Source organism: Bacillus sp. UNC438CL73TsuS30 (assembly GCF_000482325.1).
Lineage (GTDB): Bacteria > Bacillota > Bacilli > Bacillales > Cytobacillaceae > Neobacillus.
Genome location: NZ_KI535295.1, coordinates 666828 through 686970, shown reverse-complemented (window position 1 = coordinate 686970; position 20143 = coordinate 666828). Strand labels below are relative to the sequence as shown.

Sequence of the window (20143 nt, the reverse complement as noted above, 5' to 3'; positions counted from 1 at the left end):
TGTTACTAAGTGAAAGGAGGAGGCCGCCCCTCGCAGTTAGATAAGGTTTATGGACAGCCTCCGTGATCTATTTAAACTAATGAATTGTCTTTTAAAATAAATTGAGCAAGTTCTTCCATTTGATCTGAAATAGCTCGGTCAGTTTCAAGCGGCGGACAGATCTCACGGATTTTTTCTAAATAGGCTCTAGTTGCTGGAGCTAATTCCTTTTCTGCTTTTTCCAAGTAGATTGCCTGTGATGCACAGATCATTTCAATTGCAATGACTCTTGCAGAATTGTGAATAATCTCTCTTGCTTGACGAGAAGCAATGGTACCCATACTTACATGGTCCTCTTGGTTGGCTGATGTTGGAATCGAATCAACACTTGCCGGATGGGCAAGAACTTTGTTTTCAGAAACAAGGGAAGCCGCCGCATATTGTGTAACCATTAAGCCGCACTCTAACCCAGGATCTGTTGCTAAGAATGGGGACAAGCCGCTTAATTGCGGATTTACGAGACGTTCTGTTCTACGCTCGGAAATATTCGCCCATTCCGCTGCTGCTACTTTCAAGAAGTCCATTGATAGGGCAATTGGCTGTCCATGGAAATGACCGCCGGAAAGAATTTCGCCACTTTCAAGAACAATCGGATTATCAGTTGTAGAGTTCATTTCCACGCTTAAGCGTTCGTTCACATAGTTAAATGCCTGCCAGGATGCACCATGAACCTGTGGAATACAGCGAATGGAATAGGAATCCTGGATGCGAATTTCACCTTGACGTGTCACGCGTTTACTGCCCTCAAGCCAAGTTCTCATCCGTGATGCAACAAATTCAAGCTCCGGATGTGGACGAACAGCTAATAGATCACTGTCAAAGGCAGAAATAATTCCGTTTAATGCTTCCATCGTTAAGCATGCTGCCATGTCTGCAGCTAAACCAACACGTTCCGCTTCGTTTAAGGCAATTGTACCAACTGCTGACATTGCCTGTGTTCCATTGATAAGAGCCAACCCTTCCTTCGCTTCTAAAGAAACTGGTTTTAGACCGGCACGTTTTAAGGCTTCTCCGCCTGGCAGGATTTCACCCTTGTATTCGGCTTTCCCTTCACCCACTAAACAAATAGCAATATGCGATAGAGGTGCGAGGTCACCGCTTGCTCCAACAGAACCCTTACATGGAACAACCGGATGTACATCGTTATTAATCATATCCAGAAGCAGTTGCAGGGTTTCTTCTCTAATACCTGAGAAACCTTTTGATAATGAGTTAGCTCTTAACGTCATCATCGCTCTTACTACTGGAATTGGGAGTGGTTCTCCAACTCCAACAGCATCGGCTCGCAATAAATTTAACTGTAACTTCGCATTATCTTCAGGATTAATTTCGATATCACTTAGTTTTCCAAAACCAGTATTGACACCGTAAACTACTTTTCCGTCATTAATGGCCTTTTCGACTCGTTTTCGGCTTTCCCTTACCCGTTGCCAGTTTGCTTCTGGGATTGCAACTTTTGCCTCACCCTTAGCAACACTTTCCACTTTATAGCGGTCTAATGAAAAACCATCTAAGTCTACTAATTTTAACTCTACTAATTCTTTGCTGCTCATTGGTCCCATCTCCTATTGTGTTCTGCCAAAATGTTTCGACTTCATTCAATATTATAAATCAATTTCTCGACAAAATCCTTACTATAATACCATTCTATTAAACTGTTAATCTGGAATGTTTTGCATTCCTTTAGGAACTTTTATGGTTCACATACCACTGTTCAATTAATGCTGCTGTTAATTTACCTGTATTAATAAGGTTTTCGATGCTGATACATTCCCTGAAAGAGTGAATATTTTGGAATCCTAATCCAAGTGTGATCGTGGTAAGTCCATTTTCATTTAGCACATTTGTATCGGCACCGCCTAATGTTTCCGTTAAATACGGCTTTACGTTAATATTTTGCGCAGCTTCTAAGGTGTTTTTCACTAAAATATGGTCTTCTGGAATATCAAAACCAAGATATTTTTTCTCGATTGAAACAGCCACTTTTCCGCCCTTTTTCTCTGCCGCCTGTTTCATGACTTCTTCCATATGCTTCAGCTGGGCATCTAATTTTTCTTTAGAAAAACTGCGTACTTCACCTGCAACCGTTACACTACCAGGTATAATCGATGTCAGTTCTCCACCTTTAATGATCCCGATATTTGCTAGCGTTTCTTCATCGATTGCACCGAGTTTCATATTTGTTAACCCTTCTGCTGCTAGAAGGAATGCGCTATTTCCTTCTTCTGCATTTAAGGCAATATGTGCAGCATTTCCTTGAACTTCCATCCAAATCCGGCTGCTATAAGGCCCTTTTAAAATGGTTTGGCCGACATCGCCGCTGCTGTCAAAAATATAGCCCATTTTACTTTTAGCTATGCTATAGTCCATGTAAGTGGCACCAACAAGGCCCGGCTGTTCATTGACGGTCAAAACGAATTCAATTGGTCCGTGTGGCACACCGCTTTCAATGATTGCTCGGATCGCTTCTAAGTAAGCCGCCAACGCTGCTCTGTCATCAGCGCCCAAAATAGTAGTACCATCAGAATAAATCACACCATCTTTAATGACAGGCTTTAAGCCTTCTGTTGGTAAAACCGTATCCATATGCGTCGAGAAAAATAACGGTGGAATAGAAGGGTCTGAACCTTCGCGCCAGGCAACCAGGTTACCGACTTCACCATTAAAGTTTTTATGCGCTTCATCAAATTCCAAGGTAAATCCAAGCTCAGGAAGCGCCTTTTTTAAATATTCAGCCACAAGGCTTTCTTTCCCGCTTGGTGCATTGATTTTTGCCAATTCCAAAAATAACTCTTGTAAACGTTCTTCGTTAACGTATTCAGAAGCTTTGGATACCTGATTGGTTTTCATTAAAGTTCCCTCCATAAATCGTTTATCCTAGCGGCTCAAGACAACTTTTCCATTTTTGATTACTGTTTCAACAACGTTCGTTCCAAGCTCGTAAGCTACATGCTTGTAAGTTGGGACATCCCAAATCTGCAAGTCAGCCAGTTTACCTTCTTGAATTACTCCGCGATCATCAAGATCAAGAGCTCTTGCTCCGCCAAATGTAGCAGCTTTAATTGCTTCCTCAACAGAGAATTGATATAGTCTGCAGGCGAGGTTGATTACAAATTGCATCGATTGGGTATAACTTGCTGGGCAAAGATCGGTTGCCAATGCAATCTCCATCCCTAAATCAAGCATTTTCCGTGCATCGAACGGACGTTTATGACCTACAGCAAAATCCAAAGACGGCATTAAAACTCCCGTAACCTTAGCTGCAGCAAGCTTTTCCATCACTTCAACAGGTGTATAATTCAGATGGTCGACAGAAACCATTTTCATATCGGCTGCAAGGTCGGTACCACCTATATAGGAATAGGCATCCGCATGAATTTTTGGTTTCATCCCATATTTCAATCCTGCTTTAAGGATCAATTCCGATTCCTCTGCCGTAAAATAGCCATCATCACACCAAACATCACAAAATTCTGCCAATTCACGTTCCGCTACTTTTGGAATCATTTCATTGATAATGACATCCAAGTATTCTTCTTTGGTTAGGTTTTCAGGGAAACCATGAGCACCTAAAAAAGTATTTAATACATCAAGAGGTGTTTCTTCATTCAGCCTTTTGCTAACCTCTAGAATTTTGATTTCACTCTCTGTCGTTAATCCATAACCGCTCTTGCTTTCGACCGTAGTAATTCCATATTCCAGCATCGTCATCAGTCGTTTTTTTGATTGTTCAAACAACTCTTCTGAAGGTCTATTCCTCGTTAATTCAACCGTCCGGTTCGGTCCGAATGAAATTCCGAGCTCTTTTAATTTTTCGGGGGTATATCCCGCTACCTTTGCTGCATATTCCTCGACTCTCGTGCCATAGAAAACTAGATGAGTATGGGAATCGATAAATCCAGGAGCTACTACTTTCCCTTTTGCGTCAATAACGTCCGATCCTTCTAGTTCAAAGCTTTCTTTTAATTCCGCTTCAGTACCTACACCGGCAATTTTTTCATCCTTTATAGCAATCCAGGCATTTTCTAAAACACCGATTTCACTCATACCTTCCCCTGCACAGGTAATGACTTCTGCGGCATTAGTAATCAATAAATCTACTTTTGTCTTCACTTTTGTCTCAGACATATACAAACCCCCAAACATATATACTGTCTATCCAATGGCTGCAATGGTTATGGAACACTTTGAAAATAACAAAAGAATAGTAGAGACCCGCAAGAAAAGATGATCCCTACTATCTAGTTTTATTTCATCTTTATTAAGCCTTTACATCTTCTTTTTCTAAATCTTTCGGACCAAATGTTGCTTTTGGTGACCACCATAATGGTACTTTAATGCTTTCATCTGTAAGCTTTCCTTTACCGTTGGCAACATCACGGGCAGTTTCATAGCCCGCCTGTGCGTGGCGAATAACCCCGATTCCGGAGTCAACAGTCATCGCTACTTCAAGTCTCATATCAGATTCTGCAGTTCCGTCGGCAATCATTGTTACACCTGTATGAACGGCTTCACCCATAGAGTAGTTCGCTTGAAGGGCAATCAAATCACACATTCCCACTGCGTTTAATAGACCGTTCAATACTGGCCAGTCGGAGATTAAATCACCGCCGTCTTTCATGTTTTCAGATTCAAATGTAGGGTTAACGATCGAACCAGAGTCAAGGTTATCACGGGAGAAGGCAACTGGTCCAGCAAGTTCACCATTTCGAATCATGTCATTTACTTTTAAAGCGAATTTCTTACGTTGACCAAAACCCATGTAACAAATACGTGCAGGTAATGCTTCAATTGGAATATGTTTCATTGCCAGCTTAATCCAGCGAGTTACCAGTAAATCGTCGCTGAACTCTTCAAGAATCATTTCATCAATTTTACGTAAATCTTCTGCTTCACCGGATAAACATACCCAACGGAATGGTCCACGGCCTTCACAGAATAATGGACGAATGTATTCTGCAACAAAGCCTGGAAGACGTTTTGCTTCTTTTTCATCCATACCGGCATCGATACACTCTTTACGGATACTTGTACCGTATTCAAAGGACTTAACGCCTAGGTCTAAAAATTTAATAAGAGCTTCTAACTCACGTACCATGGTTGCGCGGGCTTTTTCTAAATAAAGCTCACGGTTTGTATCACGTAGTTCATCTGCTTGTGCAACTGTGTATCCAGATGGCAGATATGAAATCGGGTCATGCGCAGGTGTCATGGATGTAGAAATGTCTGGTAACCATCCTGATTTAAGTACCTGCTCAAAAATATCTGCAGCATTACCGACAACACCAATTCCTAGTGGCTTTCCAGCAGCCGCATATTCTTTAGCCATTACAATTGCTTCATCCAATGAATCTACTAAAACATCAATAAATTTCTTTTCAATCCGGCGATTAATGATTTCTACGTTAGAGTCACAAAGGATGGCCACACCACCGTGCATCGTCATGGCTCTTGTTTGGTTACCGCCCATACCACCTGCACCCGCTGTTAGTAGGATTTTTCCAACAAGTGAATCGTTATAGTGTAGACGTGCAATCGCAGAAAGTGTTTCAAAAGTTCCTTGGATAACTCCTTGTGTTCCGATATATTCCCATGGTGCAGCCGTATAGTTTGCATACATCGTTAAGTTTTTGTCTTGAAGATCGTAGAATGTTGGCCAATCGGCTTTCATAATATTTGTTGTTGCCATTACAACCGTCGGAGCATATTTATGAGTTTTAAAGATTGCAACCGGCATCCCAGATTGAACAACCAATGTTTCATCGTCTTCAAGTTCTTTTAATGATTTAACGATTGCGTGGTAGGATTCCCAGTTACGAGCCGCTTTTCCGATACCGCCATAAATTACTAATTCTTCCGGTTTTTCGGCATTTTCCATATTATTTTCAAGCATTCTTAGGATTGATTCCTGTCTCCAGCCCTTACAACGGAGCTCAGGTCCTCTTTGCGCTTTAACGGAATATAAGATTTCTGGTTTAGACATAAATGATTCCTCCTAGATTAAATGTTGTTCTCGACTTTATATATTGCAAGTACCGTGCCAAGTTGGTTGATTTAGGTTAATTTTATTTAAAACCGCTCTATTACCCTGAAAATCCCGTTTAACTTTTGCCTTACAATAGTTAAAAAAATGTATTTCATCCATATAAACCGCAGATGTTTTTTGCATACTTCCTGCGAGGACCTTTTAAAACCTGTTTAATCCTTGTAAACGGTTCCACTCTATCGAATGCAGATAAAATTTGCATGCAAATTTTACTTTACTTACTTTAAGGATGTTTCAGGTATTAAAGCAGATCTATCAAAGTTTTCACACTTCTTGATTACCCTAGATATGCTTTTTTAACTACATCTTTTGCACGTAGATTTTTGGCCGTATCCTGTAAATGAATTTCTCCATTATCCAAGATATATCCACGGTCTGCTACCGATAGGGCCATTGATGCATTCTGTTCAATTAAAAGAATCGTTAATCCTTCTTGCTTAATTTTATTAACCGTTGAAAAAATACTTTTTACAACAATAGGTGCCAAGCCCATCGAAGGTTCATCTAAAATAAGCAGCTTCGGCTTAGCCATTAGTGCGCGGCCGATGGCCAACATTTGCTGTTCCCCGCCGCTCAATGTACCGGCCATTTGCTGGCGCCTCTCTTCCAAACGCGGAAATAATTCATAAATCTTCTCAATTTCCTGATGCAATTCTTTTTTTGATACTTTTCTCGCATACGTTCCCATAATTAGGTTATTAACCACCGATAACTTTGGAAAAATCCGCCTGCCCTCCGGTACCATAATAATTCCTTCTTTTACGACTTTATGTGGAGCCATCCCATTAATTTCTTTCCCCTCATATTGAATCGAACCTTTTGAAGGGATGATACCGGAAATCGCATTAACAGTGGTTGTTTTCCCGGCTCCGTTTGCCCCGATTAGGGCCACTGCCTCTCCTTTTTGTACCTCCAGAGAGAGATTTCTTACTGCATGGATGTTTCCGTAGGACACATTGAGATTATGAATTTGCAGCATATTCGTTCTCCCTTTCCTCATCTTCTTTACCGATATAAGCCTCAATTACCTCAGGATTTGTTATAATCACTTCCGGTACGTCATCGGCAATTTTTTCACCGTGATCAAAAACGGCAATTCGATCACAAAGGCCCATGACCCAGCCAACATTATGTTCAATCAAGATAACCGTTGTACCATTTTCTCTAATTTTTAAAATAAGCTTGCCAATCTCGTCTGTTTCTTCATCGTTCATTCCTGCTGTCGGCTCATCGAGAAGGAGCAGTTTTGGCTTCGAAACCAATGCACGTGCTATTTCGACCCTACGCTGATTTCCATAAGAAAGACTGTTAGCTAGCTCATTTTCAAATCCTTTTAGACCAACAAGCTCTAAAATTTTTCGGCTTTCTTCCCTAACGATCTCTTCTTCATTTTTTGCAGAACGTAAGCCCAAAATGGCAGACCAGAGTCCTGAATGCGTCTTTCCAAACATCCCGACCATAACATTTTCGATTACAGTTTCCTGTTTTAACAAACGGATATTCTGAAAGGTGCGGGAAATTCCTAATTTCGCAATTCGAAATGGCTTTAATCCTTGAACCGGTTGATTTTCAAAAAGAATTTTCCCTTCATTTGGTTTATAGATCCCTGTTAACATGTTAAAAAATGTTGTTTTGCCTGCACCATTCGGTCCGATTAGTCCAAAAATCTCTCCTTGCTTTACTTGAAGACTTACATCGCTTACTGCAACTAAACCACCGAATCGTTTAGTGATTCCTTCTATTTTAAGCAACATGTTCACCGCCCTTTGCCGATTTCCTTTTACGAAGAGATTTGACTATTACCTTTTTCGCACCCTTTTTACCAAAAATTCCATTTGGACGGTAACGCATCATTACAACCATCAGCAAACCATAAAGCATCATTTTATACATATCGAGATATTTCATATCGATTAAAGTGAATTGGAATAGGCGGAACAACTCAGGTAATAAATAAAGTGCACTTACACCAAATAATGTGCCACGAATACTGCCTAGGCCTCCGATTACCACCATGCTCAAGATTGTCGCGGAAACCGAAAAACCGAAGGAGTCCGAGCTAATATAGGTAACTTTATGAGCAAAGAAAGCACCTGCCGCACCGGCATATGCGCCTCCGATTGCAAATACCAATACCTTGTAATAGGTGGTGTTGATTCCCATTGATTGAGCGACAATATCATCTTCACGAATAACCATCCAGGCACGCCCGATTCGAGATTGAGTCATTTTCCTGACTACATAAATCCCTATCAGCATGACAATCAAAAGAAATACCAAATAACTCACATTCTCAAGTTTCATCCCAAACAGGGAGGGAGTAGGTATCATATCGATCCCGAAAGCCCCACCGGTAATGCTGGCATTTTTAAAAAAGGACTGGATAATTAAACCCATTCCCAGCGTGGTGATTGCAAGAAAATCTTCACGAACCCTAAGAGATGGTAATCCTAAAATTGCGCTAATAATAAAAGTGATTACAATAGCCAAGAGAATCGCTAGCCACGGATTTAAATCAGCTTTCGTAGACAGGATTGCTGAGGAATAGGCACCAATTCCAAAAAAGGCAGCGTGTCCAAGTGATACTTGACCTGCGTAACCGGTAATCAGATTCAGTCCTAAACCAAGTACGATATAGATAATTAAGAAAACAATAATGTCAACATAATAAGGATTAAATATTGCATCCATCACCCTCACCTACACTTTCTCGACTTTTTTCCCAAACAATCCGGACGGTTTAATTAATAGGATAAAAATTAAAATAACAAAGGCTATCGCATCTTTATCAATGACCATTCCAGACAAATATCCATCGCTCATCGTTTCTACTAGGCCAAGGATTAATCCACCGATAATCGTGCCGCCGATGGATCCTAATCCTCCAAGAACCACAACACAAAATGCTTTTAGACCAGGAATCGAGCCCATGCTTGGAAATAAAGAATTGTAATTTAATGCAACTAATACACCGGCAGCTGCTGCAAGAGCAGACCCAAGCATAAACGTCACTGAAACAACACGATTGGAATTTACCCCCATTAAAGATGCGGCGCGCATATCCTGTGCAACTGCTTGAATTGCTAAGCCCATTTTCGTAAATTTTAAGAAGGCGAATAGAAGTCCGAGTCCAATGACACCGGCTAGGATTATATAAAATTTATAATTCGTAAGCGAGACTGATTGACTGAGATGATAGATGGTATTGGTTGTCCCTGTTTCTGGAAACGGCTGTGTATCGGAAGAAAAAATAACTTGGAATAAATTCTCGAGAAAGATTGCTACACCTACACCGCTAATTAATGTTGTAATTGGGTGCCCGCCTCTAAGTGGACGATAGGCAAAGCGTTCAATTGCCATCCCGAGAATTGCGGAAACGACCATCGCAAAAATTAAAGCGACCAAAAACGGTAAATGAAGATACATAATTCCAATCATGGCAGCAAAGGCGCCGACCATATAAATAACGCCATGTGCAAAATGCAATAGTTTCAGGACTCCATACACCATCGTCAAGCCAACAGAGACAAGGATGTAGACAAAACCTATTGCAAACCCGTTTACAAGTTGTTGTGCTAACATTTTTACCTCATTCCTTTCGATTTTTCTTATAAAAAAAGCAAAGAGGAGACCCAAGGCCTCCTCCTCCCGCTTAAGTCCAAATGAACCTTAGTAATTCAAAGATTTTACGTATTTGAATTTTCCATCCTTCACTGTCATAAAGATGACCGGTTTTACTACTTCATGGTGGGCATCAAAGGAAATTTTTCCGGAAGTGCCTTCAAAATCCTTTGTTTCGTTAATTGCTTTAGCTAATTTTTCTCGATCTGTTCCAGCCTTTTTCATGGCTTCTAAAATAACTTCCGTTGCATCAAAGCTTTGGGATGAGAGCATGTCTGGTTCACTATCTTTATATTTGTCATGCCATGCCTTAACAAAGTTTTGAACTGCTTCCCTTGTATCCGTTGCAAAGAACGAGGTAGTAAAAGTTGCACCTTGTGTATTTTCCTTACCCAATTCCAGGAATTTAGGGGAATCAAATCCATCTACGCCTAAGAACTGTGCATCAATCCCTAATTCCTTCGATTGTGTAACGATTCCTGCTGCCTCATTATAGTAGCCAACAACATATAAAGCATCTGGTTTCGACTCTTTCACAGCAGTTAAAACAGAGCTAAAATCTTTATCCCCCATTTTAAATGGTTTCTCAATCACAATATTAGCTCCAAGTTTTTTAGCTTCGGCTTTGAATGCATTATAGATGGAGATTCCATAATCAATATCTACATACATAACGGCGATGTTTTTCTTTTTCAGATCATTGACAGCATAGTCAGCCATTGCTTTTCCTTGAACATCTGCCGTGTAAATGACACGATTTACATAATCGCCGCCTTTTGTGATATCCGGATGAACGGCATAGGCCACAACCATCGGAACCTTAGCAGATTGAACCTTAGGCGTAACCGTTTTCATTGGACCGCTGTAACCACCGCCAACGATACCCAAAACTTTATCACTATTAATCAGCTTCTGTACGGCTTTTAACGCTTCCTCCGGTTTTCCTTGATCATCTTCCGCAACAAGCTCGACCTTTTTACCGTCCACACCCCCATCTTTGTTAAACTGTTCAATGGCAAGTTGTGCAGCATTCCGGCTAAGTGTACCATCTGTTGATGTCGGACCTGTCAAAGGACCTACCCAGCCGATTTTTATTGCACCCTTACTTGATGTTGTACCCGACGATTGATTGCTTGCACAGCCTGTTACCAACAATGAAATCCCTAACAAACCGGAAAGAATGAAACTGCGTTTTTTCACTGCACATCACTCACTTTCTTTTATAAAATAAAGTCTAGTAATTTCTCATTCTATTTATTGCAAGAAATATGCCATAGTCCTACTATCTCCTTTACTTTTTCAGAAAAGTGTGAAATTATAGGGGTTGAAATTTTTTTTGATAACCTTTACTTTTTAAAAAAAGTTTAAAAAAACGCAGATATTTTTTGCAATACCCTAATAAAGCGCTAAAGGAATTAAGTTTCCATTCTTGTAAAATCAAACTTTCTATTCTGCAGATGTTTTTTGCATGCAGACTGTTTTAACTTTTCCTATTAAATGATATATTCTGAAATAGGTGTGTATAAAGGAGGGCTTTATAATGAATCCAGCATCAATCGGTTCACTGATTAGAAGTTTTGTTGATGGAGTTATTGTTTTAGACGATCATAACGATATTTTATTTTATGATGTGAAAGATGACCTTCAATTGAATCTCACGGTTGGGAAGGATATCTTTCTTTTTCTACCATGTAACCAGGAACCCTTAGTAGAGAATCAAATCTATCAAGTGACCATAAACGAAAAGAAGTTGGCAATAGAGGTTAAAAAATTCTCAATTGACGAGGAATATTTGATTTTATGTATAAAAGATACAACGAATCTATCGACCAATCAGGACGCTAGGTTATACTGCCTTGAAAAAATAATAGAATCTTTGAACGAAGGCGTAATGATGAGTGATAGGCATGGGAAGATTGTGCTCTATAACAATGCGCAGGAAAAATTAGAAGGTTTGGATAGCAGAGAAATTCTTGGAAAACATCTTTGGGAGGCCTATAATTATAACCCGCAATATTCAGAGCATAAACATACCTTTAAAACCGGTAAACCCATTTTCTCCCGGTATCGAGCACACTCCATGGTTAATGGTGTACCTAAATATGTGAATTATAGTACGTATCCAATCCAACAAGATGGAGAAACTGTTGCTGTTTTTTCAATCAGTACAAATGAATCCCATCTTAAAAATCAGCTCCATCAAACGATTGAAATGAGAAGGCAAATTGTCAACTCTGGCGCTAATGATCGGCCCAATAAAAATGGAACGACTTTTTCCTTTGATGATATTAAAGGAAAAAGCATGGCGCTAAAGAATTTAATTCAGGAAGCGGAGAACATTGCAGTCCATAATACCGATGTGTTAATCGTTGGGGAAACAGGAACTGGTAAAGAACTATTTGCGCAGAGCTTGCATAATCACAGTCCAAGAGCGGAAAGTCCCTTTGTTGCGATAAACTGTGCTGCTATCCCGGAAACGCTATTAGAAAGTACATTATTTGGAACCATCAAGGGAGCCTTTACAGGAGCAACAAACCAAATTGGACTTTTTGAATATGCCAAAAACGGCACACTTTTTCTAGATGAAATTAACTCGATGCCCATGACCCTACAATCTAAATTAATTCGTGTTCTTCAGGAGAGATTAGTCCGCAGGGTAGGGTCCAATGAGGTAACACCTGTAGAATGCACTGTAATAAGTGCCTCCAACGAGGATCCGGAAAAATTAATCGACGACGGCAGGATGCGTCTTGATTTGTTTTACAGGCTTGCACACACAAGTCTCTATATTACTCCACTGCGCGAGCGAACAGAAGATATTCACTTTTTCATTCAGTTTTTCATTGAAAAATATAAGAGAAAATTCAATAAGGATGTGCCTCATCTCTCAAATGCATTGCTTTCGATGTTGCTTCAATATCATTGGCCTGGTAACACAAGGGAATTAGAGCATTTAATCGAAAATTTAATTATACGAGTCAATGAAAATGATAAGGAAATTGGTACCGACCACCTTCCAGCCTATATGAAGAAAAAATTATTAGCGGCACCATCGATAAAAGTAGAAAAGCAAAAAGAGTTAAAAAAGAATCCGTTTAAATCGATTTTTTCGAACTCACAGGAGCATTACATTCAAAAGACACTGGACGAAGTGGATTGGAACATCTCTAAAGCAGCCAAAACACTCGGAATCACGAGACAAAGCTTACAGTATCATATTAAAAAACATGGGCTCGTAAAGCCAAACGGTAAATAAAAAAAGTGCCAAGCGTATGTGAAAACTTCACATATGCTTGGCACTTTTTTATTAAAACCTTTTGTTTATTTATTTTCAGCTACAACTTGAAATAATTCTTCCCTATCTATCATGCTCCCGGTAAATTCGTGCGTTAATTCCCCATTAGGGTTAAAAATAAACGTTTTATTGTCATGCATGACAACATTACCTTGTTTTTCAAAATGCTCACCGAGGGTATTGGCCACTTTTTTGATTTCGCTCATTTTTCCAGTTAGCATTTTAAGATAGGTCATATCAAAATTTATTTCTTTTGCATGTTTATTCATCGCTTGTGGAGTGTCATTTTCCGGGTCAACAGTGACGGATGCGAGCAGAATTTTGTCTGTATCTATCCCCCTTGTTTTAAGGTCTTCTTGTAAATTACGGAAGTTTGCCAATAATACTGGGCAGGCATTAGGATCTGCACATTTGACATACGTAAAGGTCAGTACCACAGCCTTCCCTAAAAAGTCCTTTTTTGTGATTTGGTTTCCGTTTTGGTCTTTTAGATTAAAATCTGGCAGGGAGACCTGTTTTGTTACCCTATGGGCATTTTCCTTTGTAGCGGCCTCGGCTGAAAATTCCTTTTCTTCTTCAACAGATTTTCCGTTTCTCTCCACTTTTATGGTGGCAATCCAATCCCCATTCATGGCTAATTTACTTAGGCCAATATACTTCCCATCCTCGGTTTCTTCAACCGTTACAGGGATTGTTCCATGGTCCATGGTTTTCATATTTAATTCTGCCGTAACATGAGCTCCCTTGACCGGATTTCCCTTTTGATCTGTAATTTTAATTTGCATCGGATAGGTCTTTCCCTCCGTAAAGGTATTAGGCGTTGAAAGCTTAACTTGAAAGTCTTTTGTTCCCCCGCAACCTGCCATGATGATTACCAACAGACTTATCATATAGAACATTAATTTTTTCATGATACCAGACCTTTCAAAAACTATTTTCCCTTTTTATTCTACATTGATTTTTAACCTCAAGATGTTACTAATCATGACAAAATTACGAACTTGACTTTGGTTCCATCAGGCAAGTGGAATGCTATCGACCAAACCGAAAAGTAAACATAAACTTCACTTATACTACAAAATTAAAAAAGAGACCGGAAAATTCCAGTCCCCACTTTCAACCCAACATCTTTTCAACTTCCTGATAGATTTGATCCGCCTTAGCTAATCCAACTCTCTCAATTTCAAAAAGTTCATTTTCAATCTTAGTTTTCAATTCCTGATTCTTCATGATTTTCGTATTAATCAATACATTGAGCTTTGCCCCTTGGAGTGCCGCCTTACAAAATGCAACCCCCACACCAACATCACTAATCGCAATCCTCGTACCTTTTTTTGCATACTCTTCATGTAATCGGATTGCTTCTAAGCAGTTTTTTGCAATCTCAAGCGGTATCCTTGATGCTTCAATGAGAGCTTCCTGCAAAACGGATTCCTTATTGTTCTTTTCTTCTTCTGTTGTTGTGGGTAAGCCATAGGCCTGTGACAACGGGTAAAACACTTCGGCATCCTTCTGGACTAAAGCTTTCAATTGACCGATTATCACTTCTGATTTATTTAAAAGTTCGATGATATCCTCTTCAACATCCTTATATTTCTTTTTCCCAATGGTAAGGTTTCCGACCATACTCCCCAATGCCATTCCAAGTGCTCCTACATATGCTGAAGCACCGCCTCCGCCCGGCACAGGTGATTTTGCTGAAAGCTCTTCGATAAAATCATGGCAGCTTTTTTCTAACAAAGGAATTCCCCCTCATATGTAAAAATCTCCAAAAATAGCAGATACGTTTAAATTATTTAAATACCAGTTAATCTTTCACATGCCTGCACCACATGATCCAATAAAATTGTCGTCGTGATAATTCCGACTCCACCTGTTGCCGGTGTAATCGCTTTGACTTTGTCCAAAACCGAATCAAAATCGACATCCCCGCAAATTTTTCCGGTGCCATCATCATTAACACCTACATCGACAACAATCGAATTTTCACTAAAATATTCTCTAGTCATAAACTTAGCTTTCCCAATGGCCGCAACGACAAGATCTGCCTTTGATGTGAGAGACGGCATCTCCTTTGTCCTCGAATGACAAATGGACACTGTAGCATTTTCATCTAAGAAAAGCATGGCAAGAGGCTTACCGACAACAAGACTTCTGCCTGCTACAACAACATTTGCTCCATTAAGAGGAATATCATAATATTTCAATATTTCCATTACTGCTTTTGAAGTGCATGGCGCAAACCCAGTGGAATTGCCTTCAAAGACCTTTTCAAGGTTAACTGGGGACATGCCATCAATATCTTTGATAGGGTCAATTAAATTACGAATGATATTCAAATCTAGGTGATCCGGAAGAGGTCTAAAAATCATGATTCCATGAATAGAAGGATTGTTATTGGCCTCCACGAAAACCTTCTTAAGTTGATCCATTGATATCGAAGAAGGAAGTTGTTTAACTGTTCCCTTAATTCCTAGAAGTTCACAATTCTTTAAAATGCTTTTTTCATAGAAAATATCATCCTCACGTTCTCCAAGTCGAATCAATAAAAGCGTGGGGAAAATATAGTTCTCTCTTAATTCACCCACACGTGATTTAATATGTTCCCTTAAAAACTGAACGACTGGCTTTCCATCAAGTCTTGTACCCATTAATACTCCTCCATTTAAGAAAGACCAATAATCTCTCCATCTTCTGTAATATCCATTCCGTTCGCTGCCGGAATCTTTGGGAGACCTGGCATTGTCATAATGTCGCCGGTCAGTGCCACAATAAATCCGGCACCTGCAGAAACCTTCACCTCTCTGACTGTTAAAGTAAATCCGGTTGGCGCACCTAATAATCCCGGGTTGTCAGAGAATGAATACTGTGTTTTTGCCATACAAATTGGCATCTTATCTAGACCAAGAGCTGCGATTTCATCAATCTGTTTTTTAGCAGCAGAAGTGAATTCCACTCTTTCAGCACGGTAGATTTCTGTTGCAACCGTAGTGATTTTTTCTTCGATGGTTCCATCAACATCATAAAGGGGCGCATAATGTGCTTCTTTTGTTTCACAAATTTCTACTACTTTATGGGCTAATTCAATTCCGCCTTCGCCGCCCTTTGTAAAGACTTCAGCAAGAACAACTTCTACACCCTTTGTGGCACATTTTTCTCGTAACAGTTCAATCTCTGCATCTGTATCTGTTGGGAATCTATTGATCGCAACAACTGCAGGAACACCAAATTTCTCAACATTTTCAAGATGTCTCTCGAGATTCGCAATACCTGCTTCGAGTCCAGGAAGGTTTTCAAAGCCAAGTTCATTCTTAGGAACACCGCCATTCATCTTAAGCGCACGAATGGTCGCAACAATCACGGCGGCATCCGGTTTTAGACCGGCAAATCTACACTTAATATCAAAAAATTTCTCCGCACCAAGATCTGCTCCAAATCCGGCTTCGGTTACGACATATTCCGCTAGCTTTAAAGCAACGGTTGTCGCCATAACCGAGTTACAGCCATGGGCTATATTTGCGAAAGGTCCCCCATGAATGAACGCAGGAGTATTTTCTAGGGTTTGCACCAGGTTTGGCATAATAGCGTCTTTCAATAATAACGCCATTGCTCCGGTCGCTTGTAGTTCTCCCGCGGTAACAGCTTTTCCTTCTTTGGCATAGGCAACAACCATTTTGGAAAGCCGCTCTTTCAGGTCTGATAAACTGGTAGATAAACATAGTATGGCCATTATTTCTGATGCTACCGTAATATCAAAGCCGCTTTGTCTAACAAAGCCGTCTGCTTTACCGCCAAGACCGATAATGATATTTCTGAGAGCCCGGTCATTCATGTCGAGAACCCTTTTCCAAACTATTCGCTTTGGATCGATGTTAAGCGCGTTTCCTTGATGTATATGGTTATCTAGCAGCGCTGCCAGTAAATTATGAGCAGAAGTAATCGCATGGAAATCTCCGGTAAAGTGGAGATTAATGTCATCCATTGGCACGACTTGAGCATAGCCCCCGCCTGCTGCACCGCCTTTTATGCCGAAGCATGGTCCAAGCGATGGTTCTCTTAATGCGGTGATTGTTTTCTTCCCAATCTTATTTAACGCCATTGAAAGTCCGACATTTATCGTTGTTTTTCCCTCTCCGGCTGGGGTTGGATTAATGGCAGTAACAAGTATAAGCTTGCCATTTGGTTTGTTCTCTAGTCTCTTTAAAACTTCTAATGAAACCTTCGCTTTATATCTTCCGTAAGGTTCTAATTCGTGTTCATGAATTCCAAGGTAATCTGCAATCTCATGAATCTTCTTCATTTGTGCTTCCTGAGCAATCTGAACATCTGTCTTCAAAACAATCTCTCCCTTGAAGTTAGTAACATGAATGAATCTGAAACTCTTTGAATCCGGTTACATTCAAATTTTAACATTGGTGGATACTTTATACATTGTAAAATAACCCACAAAAAATGAACACTTTTTGAATTTATAAAAAAATAAATAATTGTTATCCAACACCAAATCTCTTTCATAACTTAAAAAAATTGTCCTTCATCACTTTGATGAAGGACAATCTGCAGCCAAAAAACCTTTTACACCCATTTCTTCTGGAATGCGGCTATATTTTCATACTCTTCCTGCAAAATCCGCGATAGTCGGATATAGATTGGTGTTAAATCTTCATAGATCGATACATTCTCGCTATTTGGTATGTGATGGTGGGTCGCGCCAACCATACTCGAAACTGCATTTAATGAATCAATTTCACCCATACTGTAAAGCCCCAAAATTGCTGCCCCTAAACAAGAACTTTCAAAGCTCTCCGGAATCGAGACATCCTGGTTAAAGATATCAGCCATCATCTGCCTCCATAGCTCAGATCTGGCGAAACCACCGGTAGCCTGAATCTTTTTCGGCTCTCCCATTAATTCCGACAATGCTAAAAGAACGGTATAAAGGTTAAAAATCACTCCTTCAAGCACGGCGCGGACCAAATGTTCTTTTTTATGGTGCATACCAAGACCAAAGAACGATCCTCTGGCATTTGAGTTCCACAATGGTGCTCTTTCCCCTGCTAAATAGGGATGAAATAATAACCCATCTGCACCTGGTGTTACCCGGTCTGCAATTTCCGTCAACACTTCATAGGGATCTTTTCCCAAACGTTTCGCTGTCGCAACCTCCGCATCGCCCAGTTGGTCGCGGACCCAGCGGAAAATCATTCCGCCATTATTAACAGGACCACCAATCACCCAATGGTTTTCTGTTAAGGCATAACAGAAAATTCTTCCCTTAGGGTCGGTCATCGGCCGGTCCGTTACAGCCCGAATTGCCCCGCTTGTCCCAATCGTTACAGCGACGACTCCAGGATCAATGGCATCGACTCCTAGATTCGATAACGGTCCATCCCCGGCACCAACAACGAATGGCGTCGCCCTTAGCAGGTTCAATTCTTTGGCGTATTCCGCGTCCATCCCGTTTAATTGGTAGGTAGTCGGGACAGGCTCTGAAAGTTTATCTGCTGTTACCCCTGCAACATTAAGCGCTTCCGCATCCCAGGTTAAAGTATAGATGTTAAACAATCCTGTACCTGATGCAATCGAGTAATCGACAACATATTTTCCAAACAGCTTATAAAAAATATATTCTTTAATTGAAATAAATTTTGAACTCTTGGAAAAAAGCTCAGTATAGTCATTACGCAGCCAAACTAACTTCGCAAGTGGGGTCATTGGATGAAGCGGCGTTCCCGTACGAAGATAAATTTCGTGCCCATTCATTTCCGTTTTAATTTTTTCGACCCAGTCAGAGCTTCGATTATCAGCCCATGTTATACATTCTGTTAACGGCTTTCCTTCATGGTCAACTGCAATTAAACTATGCATGGCAGAACTAAAAGAAACACAAAGAATATTCTCAGGGTCAACATGACTTTTCTGCATGATAGTTTTGACCGTATTGATAACGGCCTGAAATATTTCCTCCGGATCCTGAACCGCCGTTTCAGGTGTTGGAGAAAATAAGGGATATTCGATTCCATGATTTGCGATAACTGTTCCATCTACGGCATAAAGAACAGATTTTGCACTTGTTGTTCCAATATCTACTCCGATTACATATTTTGAATTCATTCTACTTACCTCCTAGAAAATCTCTGTTGCAAAAAAAAAATATATTTTTCACTAATCCATGTTTATTTTACATCTCATGAAATTTTTTTTCATACAATTTAATTATACGAAAAAAATTTCACCTAGCAAACGGTTTCATGAAAAAATTTTTTTCATGCATCAATTATGCTATACTCAAAATAGGACCATATTGAAAGGAAAGTTTCATATGACACTGAATTGCTTGGGCTCCATCCGATCTAACTATGCTAAATTTAGCGAAAAAGAAAAAAAAATTGCTGATTATATATTAGAAAAGCCGGAAACCATTATTCACCGTACGATCAATGAAGTTGCGGATGATTTGAATATAGCGGATGCCACTGTGTTTCGATTTTCCAAACGGATTGGATTCAAGGGTTTTCAAGCAATGAAAATTGCTCTTGCCTCAGAAATTATGACTCCGATTCGGACCATTCATGAAGAAGTGACAATGAAGGATAACGAAAAAACACTGACGGAAAAAATTTTCAAATCCAATATAAGAACGTTACAAAATACATTGCAAATCGTTGATCATAATAAGATTAAAACGGCCATCGATTTCATCCTCCAAGCTAAACGGGTTGAAGTTTTTGGTTCAGATGGTTCTGCCATTATTGCAATGGATGCCTTCTTCAAGCTCGCTCGGGCTGGTATTAGAGCTTCCTCCCATATGGAAACCCATTATCAGCTATTGTCAGCTTCCCATTTAACCGAAGAAGACACAGCCATAATCATTTCTCATTCCGGGTCTAACAAAGAGACTATGAATATTTTAAAAACCATTCATGAAACGGGTGCCAAAACAATTGGAATAACAGGATTTCCTAAGTCCCCAATTAGTTTAAACGTAGATCTAGCACTTTATACCAATACCGAGGAAATCGAGTACCTATCAATGGGGTTTGAATCACAAATTGCTCAAATAAGTATGATTGATGCCTTATGTTTAAATATTGCCAACCTAAATAAGACAAAGCAATAAACGAAATAAATCTTCATCTACA

At 39.9% G+C, this 20143-nt stretch carries 16 protein-coding genes; 2 read left to right on the top strand and 14 right to left on the bottom strand.

All coding sequences use genetic code 11. The features are described from left to right. Nucleotides 1-71 precede the first annotated feature (71 nt). The 9 genes from hutH to M028_RS0117080 all read right to left on the bottom strand — a co-directional run bounded on the left by hutH (nt 72) and on the right by M028_RS0117080 (nt 10906). On the bottom strand, nt 72-1592 hold the full coding sequence (gene hutH / locus M028_RS0117120) for a histidine ammonia-lyase (protein ID WP_026574947.1): 1521 nt from the start codon (nt 1590-1592) through the stop codon (nt 72-74). 130 nt (nt 1593-1722) lie between these two features. Next, on the bottom strand, nt 1723-2889 hold the full coding sequence (locus M028_RS0117115) for a M20/M25/M40 family metallo-hydrolase (RefSeq protein WP_026574946.1): 1167 nt from the start codon (nt 2887-2889) through the stop codon (nt 1723-1725). Nucleotides 2890-2916: 27 nt separating this feature from the next. Then, nucleotides 2917-4167: an imidazolonepropionase gene (gene hutI / locus M028_RS0117110; RefSeq protein WP_026574945.1), complete on the bottom strand. Its 1251-nt coding sequence runs from the start codon at nt 4165-4167 to the stop codon at nt 2917-2919. A gap of 133 nt (nt 4168-4300) precedes the next feature. Further along, the gene (gene hutU / locus M028_RS0117105) at nt 4301-6022 is read right to left on the bottom strand and encodes a urocanate hydratase (RefSeq protein WP_026574944.1); all 1722 of its coding nucleotides are present in this window, start codon (nt 6020-6022) and stop codon (nt 4301-4303) included. 340 nt (nt 6023-6362) lie between these two features. Beyond that, nucleotides 6363-7064 carry an ABC transporter ATP-binding protein gene (locus M028_RS0117100; RefSeq protein ID WP_026574943.1) on the bottom strand — a complete coding sequence of 234 codons (702 nt, stop codon included), beginning with the start codon at nt 7062-7064 and terminating at the stop codon, nt 6363-6365. Continuing rightward, nucleotides 7048-7839: an ABC transporter ATP-binding protein gene (locus M028_RS0117095; protein ID WP_026574942.1), complete on the bottom strand. Its 792-nt coding sequence runs from the start codon at nt 7837-7839 to the stop codon at nt 7048-7050. The genes M028_RS0117100 and M028_RS0117095 overlap by 17 nt, the downstream gene beginning before the upstream one ends. Continuing rightward, nucleotides 7829-8776 (bottom strand): branched-chain amino acid ABC transporter permease, encoded by a 948-nt coding sequence (locus tag M028_RS30295; RefSeq protein WP_035424182.1) that lies wholly within the window; start codon nt 8774-8776, stop codon nt 7829-7831. Before M028_RS30295 ends, M028_RS0117095 begins: the two co-directional genes overlap by 11 nt. A gap of 9 nt (nt 8777-8785) precedes the next feature. Then, a complete protein-coding gene (locus M028_RS0117085; RefSeq protein WP_026574941.1) occupies nt 8786-9667 on the bottom strand; it encodes a branched-chain amino acid ABC transporter permease in 882 nt (293 codons plus the stop codon). Between the two features lie 87 nt (nt 9668-9754). Further along, the gene (locus M028_RS0117080) at nt 9755-10906 is read right to left on the bottom strand and encodes an ABC transporter substrate-binding protein (protein ID WP_026574940.1); all 1152 of its coding nucleotides are present in this window, start codon (nt 10904-10906) and stop codon (nt 9755-9757) included. A 340-nt stretch (nt 10907-11246) separates the two neighbouring features. Here M028_RS0117080 and M028_RS30290 point away from each other — a divergent pair, with 340 nt between their 5' ends. Next, a complete protein-coding gene (locus M028_RS30290; protein ID WP_051591081.1) occupies nt 11247-12962 on the top strand; it encodes a sigma-54 interaction domain-containing protein in 1716 nt (571 codons plus the stop codon). Nucleotides 12963-13027: 65 nt separating this feature from the next. Here the strand turns inward: M028_RS30290 and M028_RS0117070 are convergent, their stop codons facing one another. The 5 genes from M028_RS0117070 to gntK all read right to left on the bottom strand — a co-directional run bounded on the left by M028_RS0117070 (nt 13028) and on the right by gntK (nt 19115). Next, on the bottom strand, nt 13028-13912 hold the full coding sequence (locus M028_RS0117070) for a FixH family protein (RefSeq protein ID WP_026574939.1): 885 nt from the start codon (nt 13910-13912) through the stop codon (nt 13028-13030). A gap of 205 nt (nt 13913-14117) precedes the next feature. Beyond that, on the bottom strand, nt 14118-14741 hold the full coding sequence (locus M028_RS0117065; RefSeq protein WP_026574938.1) for a cyclodeaminase/cyclohydrolase family protein: 624 nt from the start codon (nt 14739-14741) through the stop codon (nt 14118-14120). Between the two features lie 56 nt (nt 14742-14797). After that, a complete protein-coding gene (locus tag M028_RS0117060) occupies nt 14798-15652 on the bottom strand; it encodes a bifunctional 5,10-methylenetetrahydrofolate dehydrogenase/5,10-methenyltetrahydrofolate cyclohydrolase (protein WP_026574937.1) in 855 nt (284 codons plus the stop codon). Nucleotides 15653-15666: 14 nt separating this feature from the next. After that, nucleotides 15667-17337 (bottom strand): formate--tetrahydrofolate ligase, encoded by a 1671-nt coding sequence (locus M028_RS0117055; RefSeq protein WP_026574936.1) that lies wholly within the window; start codon nt 17335-17337, stop codon nt 15667-15669. A 239-nt stretch (nt 17338-17576) separates the two neighbouring features. Continuing rightward, complete coding sequence (gene gntK / locus M028_RS0117050) at nt 17577-19115, bottom strand: gluconokinase (RefSeq protein WP_026574935.1); 1539 nt, start codon at nt 19113-19115, stop codon at nt 17577-17579. Nucleotides 19116-19323: 208 nt separating this feature from the next. Between gntK and M028_RS30285 the strand changes: the two genes are divergently transcribed. After that, the gene (locus M028_RS30285; RefSeq protein WP_051591080.1) at nt 19324-20121 is read left to right on the top strand and encodes a MurR/RpiR family transcriptional regulator; all 798 of its coding nucleotides are present in this window, start codon (nt 19324-19326) and stop codon (nt 20119-20121) included. Nucleotides 20122-20143 lie beyond the last annotated feature (22 nt).

What these genes read in the sequence shown, in the direction of transcription:
- hutH (WP_026574947.1), bottom strand. Translation starts at nt 1,592, where the DNA reads ATGAGCAGCAAAGAATTAGTAGAGTTAAAATTAGTAGACTTAGATGGT.
- M028_RS0117115 (WP_026574946.1), bottom strand. Translation starts at nt 2,889, where the DNA reads ATGAAAACCAATCAGGTATCCAAAGCTTCTGAATACGTTAACGAAGAA.
- hutI (WP_026574945.1), bottom strand. Translation starts at nt 4,167, where the DNA reads ATGTCTGAGACAAAAGTGAAGACAAAAGTAGATTTATTGATTACTAAT.
- hutU (WP_026574944.1), bottom strand. Translation starts at nt 6,022, where the DNA reads ATGTCTAAACCAGAAATCTTATATTCCGTTAAAGCGCAAAGAGGACCT.
- M028_RS0117100 (WP_026574943.1), bottom strand. Translation starts at nt 7,064, where the DNA reads ATGCTGCAAATTCATAATCTCAATGTGTCCTACGGAAACATCCATGCA.
- M028_RS0117095 (WP_026574942.1), bottom strand. Translation starts at nt 7,839, where the DNA reads ATGTTGCTTAAAATAGAAGGAATCACTAAACGATTCGGTGGTTTAGTT.
- M028_RS30295 (WP_035424182.1), bottom strand. Translation starts at nt 8,776, where the DNA reads ATGGATGCAATATTTAATCCTTATTATGTTGACATTATTGTTTTCTTA.
- M028_RS0117085 (WP_026574941.1), bottom strand. Translation starts at nt 9,667, where the DNA reads ATGTTAGCACAACAACTTGTAAACGGGTTTGCAATAGGTTTTGTCTAC.
- M028_RS30290 (WP_051591081.1), top strand. Translation starts at nt 11,247, where the DNA reads ATGAATCCAGCATCAATCGGTTCACTGATTAGAAGTTTTGTTGATGGA.
- M028_RS0117070 (WP_026574939.1), bottom strand. Translation starts at nt 13,912, where the DNA reads ATGAAAAAATTAATGTTCTATATGATAAGTCTGTTGGTAATCATCATG.
- M028_RS0117060 (WP_026574937.1), bottom strand. Translation starts at nt 15,652, where the DNA reads ATGGGTACAAGACTTGATGGAAAGCCAGTCGTTCAGTTTTTAAGGGAA.
- gntK (WP_026574935.1), bottom strand. Translation starts at nt 19,115, where the DNA reads ATGAATTCAAAATATGTAATCGGAGTAGATATTGGAACAACAAGTGCA.
- M028_RS30285 (WP_051591080.1), top strand. Translation starts at nt 19,324, where the DNA reads ATGACACTGAATTGCTTGGGCTCCATCCGATCTAACTATGCTAAATTT.